At 26.1% G+C, this 11,890-nt stretch carries 12 protein-coding genes; 1 reads left to right on the top strand and 11 read right to left on the bottom strand.

Features of this window, described 5'->3' with window-relative positions:
• Nucleotides 1–373: 373 nt before the first annotated feature.
• The 10 genes from ACRDDY_RS12075 to ACRDDY_RS12030 all read right to left on the bottom strand — a co-directional run bounded on the left by ACRDDY_RS12075 (nt 374) and on the right by ACRDDY_RS12030 (nt 10,119).
• Nucleotides 374–1,264, bottom strand: coding sequence for an ion channel (locus ACRDDY_RS12075; protein WP_438565198.1), 891 nt, complete (start codon nt 1,262–1,264; stop codon nt 374–376).
• A 68-nt stretch (nt 1,265–1,332) separates the two neighbouring features.
• Nucleotides 1,333–1,989: a hypothetical protein gene (locus ACRDDY_RS12070; protein ID WP_438565197.1), complete on the bottom strand. Its 657-nt coding sequence runs from the start codon at nt 1,987–1,989 to the stop codon at nt 1,333–1,335.
• A 97-nt stretch (nt 1,990–2,086) separates the two neighbouring features.
• Entirely contained in the window at nt 2,087–3,427 is a 1,341-nt protein-coding gene (locus tag ACRDDY_RS12065) for a vWA domain-containing protein (protein WP_438565196.1), read from the bottom strand.
• Between the two features lie 17 nt (nt 3,428–3,444).
• The gene (locus tag ACRDDY_RS12060) at nt 3,445–4,524 is read right to left on the bottom strand and encodes an ATP-binding protein (protein WP_438565195.1); all 1,080 of its coding nucleotides are present in this window, start codon (nt 4,522–4,524) and stop codon (nt 3,445–3,447) included.
• A 16-nt stretch (nt 4,525–4,540) separates the two neighbouring features.
• A complete protein-coding gene (locus tag ACRDDY_RS12055) occupies nt 4,541–5,254 on the bottom strand; it encodes a hypothetical protein (protein WP_438565194.1) in 714 nt (237 codons plus the stop codon).
• Nucleotides 5,255–5,402: 148 nt separating this feature from the next.
• The gene (locus tag ACRDDY_RS12050; RefSeq protein WP_438565193.1) at nt 5,403–6,194 is read right to left on the bottom strand and encodes a GTP pyrophosphokinase; all 792 of its coding nucleotides are present in this window, start codon (nt 6,192–6,194) and stop codon (nt 5,403–5,405) included.
• A gap of 69 nt (nt 6,195–6,263) precedes the next feature.
• Nucleotides 6,264–6,947, bottom strand: coding sequence for a metallophosphoesterase (locus ACRDDY_RS12045; protein WP_438565192.1), 684 nt, complete (start codon nt 6,945–6,947; stop codon nt 6,264–6,266).
• Nucleotides 6,948–7,097: 150 nt separating this feature from the next.
• Nucleotides 7,098–7,508, bottom strand: coding sequence for a hypothetical protein (locus tag ACRDDY_RS12040; RefSeq protein ID WP_438565191.1), 411 nt, complete (start codon nt 7,506–7,508; stop codon nt 7,098–7,100).
• 78 nt (nt 7,509–7,586) lie between these two features.
• Complete coding sequence (locus ACRDDY_RS12035) at nt 7,587–8,714, bottom strand: Ger(x)C family spore germination protein (protein ID WP_438565190.1); 1,128 nt, start codon at nt 8,712–8,714, stop codon at nt 7,587–7,589.
• The gene (locus tag ACRDDY_RS12030) at nt 8,701–10,119 is read right to left on the bottom strand and encodes a spore germination protein (protein ID WP_438565189.1); all 1,419 of its coding nucleotides are present in this window, start codon (nt 10,117–10,119) and stop codon (nt 8,701–8,703) included. Before ACRDDY_RS12030 ends, ACRDDY_RS12035 begins: the two co-directional genes overlap by 14 nt.
• Nucleotides 10,120–10,219: 100 nt before the next feature.
• On the opposite strand from ACRDDY_RS12030, the gene ACRDDY_RS12025 reads away from it, so the two are divergent.
• A complete protein-coding gene (locus ACRDDY_RS12025) occupies nt 10,220–11,299 on the top strand; it encodes a GerAB/ArcD/ProY family transporter (RefSeq protein WP_438565188.1) in 1,080 nt (359 codons plus the stop codon).
• Between the two features lie 36 nt (nt 11,300–11,335).
• Here the strand turns inward: ACRDDY_RS12025 and ACRDDY_RS12020 are convergent.
• The coding region (locus ACRDDY_RS12020; RefSeq protein WP_438565187.1) for an LCP family protein at nt 11,336–11,890 on the bottom strand (555 nt) is incomplete at its 5' end.

The following is an 11,890-nucleotide window of genomic DNA, read 5'->3' as shown; positions in this document are numbered from 1 at the left end:
TTTTGTTCTAATAATGCCCCTAAAAGATGAATTGTATCAATTTGAGGACTTTTATTTCTCATTGCTATACCATTTGCCTCATTTAAAGCTTGTTGTACTCTTAATGTCATTTTTTCTACATTCATTTTATTCACCTCGTGTTTATTTCTTATCTTAATCTTATTATAACCTCAAGGTCAAAGAAGGTCAAAGAAAATTTTTCTTCAAATTCCGCCATTTTTTCCGATTTTTTTATGTTAAATTATAATTTTCTTCAATTTTCTTTTATTATCTTATTATTATGTTTTCCTTTTTATTAATTTATATTCTAATTATTATCTTAAACTATTTAAAATTTAAAAGGCTAGAAGATTAATTTACTTCTAGCCTTTCTTTATTCTTCACTTTTTAATTTTTCTCTATACGATAATATGCTACTTAAAAATATAGTTATACATATAACACTTGTTATAGATATGATTATTGAAAGTATCCTAGCAAGTTCTGTCAATGGAACAATATCTCCATAACCTACAGTTGTAAATGTAATTATTGTATAATAAAATAAGCTAAAATTTCCATTTGTATTACTAAATCCTGTTCCTCCTATAGTACTTACAGCACAAACACTTAAATAAAGACTCAATATTATCATTCCCAATATTAGAACTGATACTATCATAACTCTAGAAAATGCTAACTCTTCCTCACCTTTTTTCTTAATAGTTCTTGGATTAATGAGTATACTAAATATAAGCTTCATATTTAATATATAACTTATCCCCATTCCTAAAAGAACTATATATCCGATCTTTTCAAACTCTTTAGGAAACATAATTAAAACTGACATATATATGCTTATTAGAAAATAACTTAATAAAAAATCAATTCTAAAATCTTTATTTTCACTACTTCTTATAAAACTATTTATTCTTTCACTAAATAATAGTACATATCCTATAGCGTAAAATATCAAAATACAACTTCCGACAGTAATTATTATCTTCAAAATAAGCTCTAATATTCCATTACCTCTAAACTCTAAATTACTACATACACCTGATGTTATACTCATAAAGGTAAAAAATTCTGCAACTAAAATTAATACTCCTACTATCAAATTTTTAACTATTTTTCCACTAGTAAAAATTTTATAATATATTATATTTATACTTTTTACAACATTCGCTATTTTTCTTATAATTTTATTATTCTTTTTAAAATTTCTTTTTACTATTATAATAACTGCAATAAGTGTAGTTATACAAACTAAAAAATATCCCATTTTTACTCCTTAATTTTTAATCCCTCTTCTTTATAATAAAACAAAAAAACTTGCCTCAGCAAGTTTTTTTAAATATTATTTTGTTCCTGTGCTTCATTAGAAAAATCATAGTCTGAATATTTCATATTAACATCATTTATTTTTTCTAATATATCAATCCAATACTCTTTTTTCATTACTTCTTTCTCTCTAATTGCTCCTTCTAAACCACTTAACTCATTTTCATTATGTTCTTTAAATACAGTATTTATCTCGTTTAAAAAACTTTTTATTTTTTCTATATCTTTTCGTTCTTTTTCTTTTAAACTATACTCTTTTTTATTATCTAGCATTATTTTTGCTAACATATTATTTAAATATTCCTCTATTCTATAAAATACATCTCCTTGTAATTGACTATTCATATTAATTTTTTTTCCTGTAATTACAGGCTTCTCTTCAAAAAAACTATAATCACACCAAAGATTTGTTATACTATTTGACATAATTTTAAAATCATTGTAAACGTATAGAATCTCGACCCCTTGATACTTTTCTTTTTTTAATATCACTTCTAAAACTTCTTCACTATTTTTTGCCTTATTTTTTACTTTTATTAAATCTGAATACGTATCTTTTAGTGCTTTTTCCTTGTATATATGCTTATTTACACTTAAATAAACATTCATTCCTAAACTTATTAGAAGTATACTTATCACTACTTTAAAATAATTTACCCTTCTCATTTCTTCAATCCCCCACATGATAATTTTATCATATCCCCTTCTCTTTTTCTATTAATTTATTAATTTTTTGTTAAAAATAGAAGGATAAATTCAAAATTTATCCTTCTCTTCTATCTGGCATCATTTCTCTAAACATTTTTATACCAGTTGATCTATCTATTTTTTCTTTTTTAATATTATTCAATTTTTTTACCATATATGGTCCATCTTTAAGAGATAATTCTTCATCTTCTCCTGTTAATATCCAAATTATATTTTTCTTATTCCATTTAACTGATAACTCTTTTTCCCCCTCACCATCTGTAAAGTAAATTACTGGTCTATTAGTTAATCTATTTTTCTTTAGGTATTCAAATACTGGTGAAAAAGCTGTTGAACCTAATGAATCAAATCTATCTTTAAGTTCATTTATAGAGTTTACATCATATACTCTTCTTACCTCACTATCACATTCTATAATTTTAACCTTTGCACGTCTTGATTCTGCAATTTGCATTACTTCAATTATAATTTTCCTAAACTCCTCTTTACTAACACTACCACTAATATCAACGGCTACAATTATCTCTGGAATTTTATCTCTAAGTCTTCCTCTTAAATCTAATCTTTCTCTTTGTCTTCTATCTAATCTTGCGGTAGTTTTTTTATATCCTCTTTCTATAGATGGAATAAGTTTCTTTAGAATACTTTGCCATGGAACTTCTGCCTCACCTTTATCTTTCATATACTCTTTAATACTTTGAGGAACCTGTGATATATCCACTCCATTTATAGTTTTATTCTTTATACTATCTTCTAACTCTTTAGATATCTCTAAATTTTCCCATATATCGTGAGTTGTTCCTATATCAAATCTTCTTTCTTCATTATCACTTTCTACATTTTGTTTCTCTTCTTTTTTTCTTCTCTTTATTTGTCTATCTATTTCTTTTGCATAATATTCAACTGGCATATCTTCTTTAAGTTCTATATTATACATTTTTTGTACTCTATCTAACCTCATAGCATCCATTGGTAAATCTTTTATAAATTGATTTATTGATACATCTAACGCTACATTTACAGCCTCTTTTGAAAAAGAATTTCTAAGTTCCTTTTCTCTACTATAATGTGAAAACATTATATGGTATATTTCATGTTTAAATAAAGCTCCCATCTCTTGTATAGAACATTGAAGAAACAGGTATGGATTGAAAAACATTATATATTCAATCCCATTTGGGATAGTTCCTAAAGGACAAGTTAATTTAAGATTTATTTTTCTTTTTATCTTTAGCATAAAACTTCCAAAGAATGCATTTTCACCTTTCATTAAATAAATCACAACTTCTGACACTAGATCAAAAAACTCTTTTTCAAAATTTGCATCATACTCTTTGGTTTTATTTATTACCAAAGCTCTTCTAAAAAGACCTTCTCTCTTTTCTTCGAATCTCATTAAATCACTTCCAAATCTTAATAATCATAAATATTAAAGAATGCATTTAAGAATTCATCTGTATCTAAAAGTTCTTCATAAAGTCCATCTTTAAAATCTCTCTTTATTTCTTTCATTATTCCAAGTCTTAAATCTCTTGGATAAAGATCTAAAAGACTTCCTACAATTTTTATTTTTTTACTTCTCACTTCTTCATCTTCTAAATAATTTAATACTTTCTTTATCAAAATATACAACCTCGATGTAGACTCTTTTTTTATCATTTCTTTCATTTCAGAAGTCAACACATCAAATTCAAAAATTTGATTTACTTCTATCATTTGTTTACTATTTTCTTTTATGAAATTCATAAAATCTAATGCTATTTCATTTCCAACATTACCTTTTACAATATTCATAAAAACATCTTCTGTATACATTCTTTTATTCTCTTTATATACTCTTAATACCTTCGATACTCTCTCAAAACTTCTTGGACTAGGCTTTATTTCTCCATCTATTGTTTTAGTAGTTAGATAGTCTGGAAAAGCTGAAATAAATTGAATTACTAAATCATCAATATGATTATCTTTCATTCCCCATTTCATCCACTCCTTAGCATCTGCTTCCATATCTAACCAAACAAATCTATCTTTTTGAGCTAAATCCATTTCAACTACATCATATCCGTCTCCACCATATCCATCACTACTAAATGGATTTACAGCTGCAATTACTTTTATTCTTTCATCTATATAAAATCCATTTATCTCTCTATTTAAAATAATATTCATTAGTTCTTGTTGAACTGCATGCTCACATCTATTGAGTTCATCTATAAATATTATTACATCATTTCCTTTTTTAGTTTCTTCATCTGCTAAAGCTAACTTATTATGAGTTGCATAAACTGTTCTTCCATCCTTTATTGTAGGAAGCCCTCCAATTTCTCCTTCTTTTAAAAGGTTAGCATCTATTGTTATAAGTTTTGCATTTTCTTCTTTGCTTATTTCCTTAACTAAAGATGTTTTTCCAATTCCACTTTCTCCAACAATAATTGGAACATCGCCTACACTCATTACTAATTTAATAGCATTTTTTATATCTGAATATTTCATACTTCACCACTCTCTTCTATAAAACACAATCTACAATATATTTTTTAGCCGTTCTATCACCATAAGTTCTTACAAAATCTAATTTATCCATTTGCAATAACTCTAAATCAATAAAATCTTGCATATATTTATGAGTCATTTCATTATTTTCTAATTTTTTTCTTAATACTTCTACAACTAAATCTGGATCTATTGAATCATAAACATACTTTACTACATTTATATTTACATCTATAAAATCTGCAATTTCATCATAAGAGTAATTTGAAATAAAGTTTACTGCCTCTTCATTCTTACTTATAGCTAAAACTTTACTTTCCTTACTTGGATTTTTTATAAATTTTATAGCTCCCCAATATTTTGATATTGCTATATCTTGAAGTTCTTGCTCAGGATTTTCTATATATTTTATTGCATCATAGTCTTTTTCTATTGCCATCTTCTTTATTTCATAACTAGGATTTTCTACATATTGAATTGCCCATCCCTTTACAGAAACTGCTCTTTCAATTATTTTATTTGTCTTGTTTTTTATATACTTTAATGCATTCCAAAGATTAGTAACTGCAAGTAATCCTGCTTCTTCACTTAAGTTATCTATATATTCAACTGCTAATGGATTGCTTTTTACTGCAATTAACTGAAGTTCTTCACTTGGATTTTTAATGTCTTTTATTAAAAGACCATTTCTTTTAAGTTCATCTGTTTTTATTTCTTTTTTCTCATTCATAATTTTTCCACCTTTAAATAATATTTATAATTAATAAATAACTATTCTCTTATGTTATATTCTTATTTTAGCATTTCTGACTATATTACTCAAGTTAAATTATATCCATAAAATCATAATTTAAGGGACTACCAAATGGTAGCCCCTCCTATTCTCTATATTTCTCGGTTTCTTTTTTTATAGAAAGTAATAAACTATTTAACTCTAATACATCTCCATCATCTATTAGTTTGTTAAGAGCCTTCTCATATCTACTTGCTTCAGCTATTTTCCCCATTGATATAAGATTCATTATATTATTCATTATGCTTGATATTATACCTGATTTAACTTCAAATAATTTTTGTGCATCTTTTATCTCATCTTTTATCTCTAACATTTCTTCATCTAAAATGAATGCTGCATCTGCTGCTGTTTTTAATTTAACTTTCAATTCTGGCGGTATTTGTTTCTTATATTTGTAATTTAATGAATGCTCAATAGTTGCCCAAAAATTCATTGCAAGAGTCCTTATTTGAAATTCTGCTAATATTTCAACTTGCCCATCTACAAGATTTACAGGATATTTAATTATCATATGATAACTTCTATAACCACTTCCTTTTACATTTCTTACATAATCTTTTTCATAAAGAATTGTCATATCCTTTCTTGCTCTTAAAAGCTCCACAACTTTATCTATATCATCTACAAATTGACACATAACTCGAATTCCTGATATATCTTCCATTTCAAATTTAATTCTCTCTACAGGAATTCCAAATTTATTTGCTTTCTCAAGTATACTAGAAATCTCTTTTACTCTACCTGTAACAAACTCTATAGGAGAGTATTCATTTCTTTTTCTATATTCTTTTCTTATACTTCTTAATTTTACTTTTAACTCTTCTACAGCCTGTTCATAAGGCACAAGAAAAGTTTTCCAATCATTTACTGCCATAAAAACCACCTTACTTTTTCTCTACTCATAATTATATCAAAAAAGTAAGGCTATGTATAAATATTTTTATTATAATAATTTTATTGGATCAAAATCTAAATAATCTGAAGAAGTCATTACATATTCAATATTATTTCTAGTTCCAGTTAATATATTTTTAAGTCCGTATCCATGAATATGTCCATATATAACCTTCTCTATCTTATACTCCTCTAAAATATCTGTTATCTCTGAATCTTCAAACCTATCATTTGTTGGTGGATAGTGTAACATTACAATAAATTTTTTATATCCATTTTTCTTTGCTTCATCTAATGATAATTTTAATCTTATACATTCTCTTTTATATATTTTTTCATCATGCTCTGTATACTTTTCATTTCTAGGAATCCATCCACGTGTTCCACATATTGCATAATCTTCATAAATATAATAATTATTTTGAAGAAATTTAGTATTTTCAAAAATACTATTTAATTTAGTTATACTCGTCCACCAATAATCATGATTTCCCTTTGAGATTATTTTTTTTCCTGGTAATCTATCTATAAATTTTAAATCTTCTTCGCTTTCACTCCATCTCATTGCCCATGAAATATCACCTGCAATTAAAACTGTATCTTCTTCTTTTACTTTACTTAACCAATTTTCTTTTATTTTTTCATCATGAGATGCCCATTTTTCACCGAATATGTCCATTGGTTTATCTGTATTTAATGCTAAATGTAAATCTGATATTGCGTATAACGCCATATATTTAATCACCTTTCTGTTTCTATAAATTATTATTTTTTAAGCTTTCTTTTTTCTTTTCATTATATCTTTATCTTTATCCATATTCAACTTTTCTAAAAATTAAAAGACTGATTGCATCTCAACCAGCCTTTGGTAATCATTTACATTCTATGCGTACTCCTTTATGAATCTTGGAATATCTTCTATCTTTTCATTATTAACATTAATAAATATTTTTACACTATACTCTTCACATAATTTTGATAACTTAAAAAATAATTCTCGTGTTTCTTCTAAAGAACATTGTACAATACTCAAAAGCCCATCTATATACACATGTTCAATATCATAATCATTTGATAATATACCACATAAAAACCCATAAAAAGCTATACAACCTTCTATTTTAAATTCCTCTGTAGATATAAATCTAATTTCCCTATTTACAAGCCTTGCATTAGTGCTATCATCATCTATAAATATTATATTACCTCTAGCTTCTTTTCTATATTCATTAGCTTTCTCTATAAGCTTTTTAGTTTTTCCAGCACCTCTTTCACTGCAAAATATTTGAATCATTTTTCTCAACCCCTATAAATTCTTTTAATTAATTATATTCACACTTATCATTTTTATACTCTGATATTTTATTATTTTTTAAAAGAAACTATCTCTCACTACACTTCTACCTTCAATTTCCACATCAACATCTATATCTATATCTACAATACTAAGAATATTTCCTTTTATTAAATGTGGATATTTCATTTCTAATAATCTTTCTATACCCATTATATCTATATTTTTCCTATTAAATCTATCAAAGAATTCTTCTAAATGTGCTTTTATTCTTTTTTCTTCACCATCTTTTATATTTTTTAAAGATTCCTTATCTAATACAAATCTTCCTTGTTCTTCTGCAAGTGTTGTTCTTATATTTATATCTTTTTTTAATAATACCCTATTTCCATCATAATCTATATTTGTTTTTGTTTTATTATTTAATATCTCTAGTGTTATAAATCCTTTATCCATTTGTGGATTAACGAGTTCTAATGTTCCTGTTTTTATATTATTGGCTAAAATATTATAACTTAATCCATCGAGCATACTTATTCTTTCTTTCATCATATTATTTTGTAATATAACACCACCACTTAGCTCTACTCTTTCATCTATAACATCTTTTCTTACTTCAATTGCTCCTAATAAAGAGTAATTTGTTCCTATTTCACTTTTAGTTATATATTCATTTATATTTGTTACTATTGCTCTAGGATTTGCCTTATTTTTTTCTACTAAATCTGTTAAATATAATCCTAAGTACTCTTCATCTGATGCAACTAAATTAAGTAATTTATTTACATCTCCAAAATAAACAAAAGCATATGGTCTTACTAAAAATTCTTGATCATTATTTATAATGTCTAAAAACTTTCCAATTCCAACTTTTGCAGCTCCCTCTGTAAAAATTATCACTCTATTTTGTGTATAATTTATCTTATAACTTGATGCCATATTAACATCTCTTATTGCTTCTAATGTTGTTTTTCCTGTACCCTTATATATTATTCTCTTTCCATTATCAGAACTTTGGTCATTATTTCTATAGGGTTTTACACAATCCATATAAATTACAACATTCCCAAGTGGGTCTAAATCAAAGACCACACTTGTAACAAAAGTAACATTATTTATCTCCCTATAATTATAACATCCTGCTAACATAAGAATTATAGCTAAAATTAAAATTCCTAATTTTATTATTTTTCTAATCTTCCTCATTTTTTTTTTCCTCCCAAAGTACTTCCTTTGAAATTCTTCCCAATTTACCTCTAAAAAAAACATCTTTAAATTTAAATTTTTCAAAACTTCCTAAAGGAAATAAATAAGGATATCCACCAGTTTCTAATTCAGCTATTTTTCCTATAAATACGATACTCATTGAGAAAATTCCTGGAAGACCAAAAAAGCCTCCTATAATTACAAAAACCATTGCCCATATAGATAAAGCACCATACATTTTAGGAATTAAGAAATAACTAAGCATACTTAATGCTATAACTATAATCGTTATTCTTGATGCAATTCCAGCACCTACAGCTGCCTCTCCAAGTATCAATGCTGATACTATACTCATAGCACTTCCTATTGGCTGTGGAAGCCTAAGACCAGCCTCTTTTATTATCTGAAAAGAAATCATCATTACAATAACTTCTAGCACTGTTGGAATTGGAATTCCTGCCCTTGAAACTGCAAGTCTAAATAAAAATAATGATGGAATTAAAGAAAAATGATATGTAATTATAGCAACATAAATTCCAGGCATAAATGTTGCTATAAAAAAAGCAAGCCATCTTAAAATTCGTGTAAAATTTGCAAATACTCTATTTACATAATAATCATCTGGCATTTGAAAATTCTCTAAAAAAAAGTATGGAATTGTTATTACAAAAGGAGTTCCATCTACTAAAATTGCAACTCTTCCTTCCATTATCTTTGCAGCAATTTCATCTGGCTTCTCTGTATATCCTACCGTATCAAAAATTGATTCTTTATTTTTCAATTTATCCTCAATATAATTTGTATCTAATAAAAATTCCATATTTAAGCTTTTAATTTTTTCTCTTGCATACTTAATCAATCCATTAGGAGCCACTCCTTTAATATATGCTAAACAAACTACGGTCTTACTTTTTTCTCCTACATATGTAGGCTCAAATTTCAAGTTAGGATTTTTCATTTTTCTTCTAAGAAGGGATATATTATCAACAAAAAGTTCATTAAATCCTTCTCTTGGTCCCTTTAACACATTCTCTGTTATTGGTATTCCAATTCCACGTCTAACCATTCCCTTTGCTTCACAAAAAAGAACTTCTTCTTTATTATCAATAAAGATAACCACATCTCCTGATACAATATGTAAATATATATCGTCTAAATCATTTCTATTTTCTACATAGCTTGCTATATTTATATCTAATACATTTTTAAGAAGATCATCAACAGTCTTACATTCATACTTTCTCTCTTTTAAAGGCATTACTATGTATTGACTTATAAACTGTGTACTGCACATATTATCTACAAAAACTAATGTAGCTTTTCCAAGTGAACAATTCACCTCTCTATATTTAACATCAAAGCTATCTTTAAATTGTTCTTTTACAATATTTAAGTATTTATTCATTTTCATCACCTAAAAATATTATCTCTTAAAATATGTTTAATATTCATTTTTTTGCAAATACTAGATTTAAATACTATTTCATAAGAGGAGCGATGTTTTCTTGTTAAAATTAAATTCTAGACATTATATATTTTTTATATTAGCAGTTTCAACTATAGGACTTAGAACATATTCTTCAGTTTTTTTACGTATTGGAGTACGTGATACCTGGTTAGCTACTTTTTTTGCTAGCTTAATTTTCACGCTATTTTTTCTTTTTATTATTTATACTTCTATTAAGTGTAATACTTATAAATTAGAAGAAGTTTTTTCCACTGTTTATCCTAAATATTTATGTTACTTTCTTGTATCTCTAATTCTCTTAGGCTTTTTCTCTAGTTGCATTGAATCTGCTTCTATTTACTCTAGTTCAATTCATACAAATAACTTCATCGAAACTCCTATTTGGTATTGTCTTTTATTTTTCTTTATTCCTATAACATATGTATCTACTAAAAATATTAAAACTATTAGCTATATAGTTTTAATTTGTATGTCTATAATTTTATTTACTTCATTTATTATGTTTGTAGCTCTTTTTCACTTTAAAGATTTTTCTATTATTTTTCCTATTTTATTTAATGGAATTTCAAAGGAAATAATTCTTTCTTTCTTACTTTCACTCGGTTCACTATCTTCTATTATAATTATTCTTCCTTACCTAAGATTTATATCTGACTCAACTAACTTAATAAAATACTCTCTCTTAACATGCTTATTTATTATTATTTCCACTACACTATATTTCCTTTCGATCATTTCCACTTTTGGCCCATTACGTGCTGGAAATATATTTTACCCTGAATTTATTAATTATCAACGTCTTCAAATAAATGGATTTATCGAATGTGGTGAATTTTTTTATATTTTACGAACCGTTTTTATCTACTCATTAAAATATCTGCTTTCATTGAAAGCAATTATGATTATTCTAAAAAGTAGAATTCATCATAAAAGACGTTTTAATATAATCTTTTCAATTATATCTTTTGTCATTACATTTTATTGTTCAAAAAACCAATTTTTTCTTTTTAATACATTACGATATTATCAACTTTTCTTATTATTAGTTTTTTTCATCATTCCTTTTATAACCTATATAATTTTCTTTATAAAAAAAAGAAAATCAATTTTCAACTAAAAATGCCTTTCAAAAAAATTTGAAAGGCACTTTCTTTTATTCATATATAAAACTTTTAAGTTTTTCTTTTGCTTTATCTAAATCATATACAGCATAATATGTTGATGTATTCTTTAATGGACTATACGTTCCATCTTCTGGCAATCTAAGTTGTACTAATGGACTTTGTAATAATCCTACACTACCTGTTCCTAAACTAATAAGTTCAGTTGATGTAAAGCTTGTCTCCATATATGGTAATAATTCTGTTAAGATTCCTGGTATTTTAGATACTGAAACATTTCTAACTTCATTTAACATAGCTTCCATAACATTTCTATGTCTTTGAGTTCTTTGTTGATCTCCACCATTATATCTTATTCTTGAATATGCCAACGCTTGTTCACCATTTACTCTTTGCATTCCTACACTTGTTATTCCTACTCTTGGCAGCTCTGTCAAATCACCTTGTGTAATATTTAAACTCACCCCACCTATTGAATCAATTATTTTAGGTAAAGATGTAAAATTTACAGTTACAAAATCTTCAATATTCAAACCAAAATTAGCATTTAAAGTTTTTACTGCAAGTGCTGGTCCGCCATATGAATA

Source organism: Clostridium sp., assembly GCF_051656525.1.
Classification (GTDB): domain Bacteria; phylum Bacillota; class Clostridia; order Clostridiales; family Clostridiaceae; genus Clostridium.
Note: the sequence above shows the minus strand (reverse complement) of the source record. Positions and strands in the feature narration are given on the sequence as shown.

What these genes read in the sequence shown, in the direction of transcription:
- ACRDDY_RS12075 (WP_438565198.1), bottom strand. Translation starts at nt 1,264, where the DNA reads ATGGGATATTTTTTAGTTTGTATAACTACACTTATTGCAGTTATTATA.
- ACRDDY_RS12070 (WP_438565197.1), bottom strand. Translation starts at nt 1,989, where the DNA reads ATGAGAAGGGTAAATTATTTTAAAGTAGTGATAAGTATACTTCTAATA.
- ACRDDY_RS12065 (WP_438565196.1), bottom strand. Translation starts at nt 3,427, where the DNA reads ATGAGATTCGAAGAAAAGAGAGAAGGTCTTTTTAGAAGAGCTTTGGTA.
- ACRDDY_RS12060 (WP_438565195.1), bottom strand. Translation starts at nt 4,524, where the DNA reads ATGAAATATTCAGATATAAAAAATGCTATTAAATTAGTAATGAGTGTA.
- ACRDDY_RS12055 (WP_438565194.1), bottom strand. Translation starts at nt 5,254, where the DNA reads ATGAATGAGAAAAAAGAAATAAAAACAGATGAACTTAAAAGAAATGGT.
- ACRDDY_RS12050 (WP_438565193.1), bottom strand. Translation starts at nt 6,194, where the DNA reads ATGGCAGTAAATGATTGGAAAACTTTTCTTGTGCCTTATGAACAGGCT.
- ACRDDY_RS12045 (WP_438565192.1), bottom strand. Translation starts at nt 6,947, where the DNA reads ATGGCGTTATACGCAATATCAGATTTACATTTAGCATTAAATACAGAT.
- ACRDDY_RS12040 (WP_438565191.1), bottom strand. Translation starts at nt 7,508, where the DNA reads ATGATTCAAATATTTTGCAGTGAAAGAGGTGCTGGAAAAACTAAAAAG.
- ACRDDY_RS12035 (WP_438565190.1), bottom strand. Translation starts at nt 8,714, where the DNA reads ATGAGGAAGATTAGAAAAATAATAAAATTAGGAATTTTAATTTTAGCT.
- ACRDDY_RS12030 (WP_438565189.1), bottom strand. Translation starts at nt 10,119, where the DNA reads ATGAATAAATACTTAAATATTGTAAAAGAACAATTTAAAGATAGCTTT.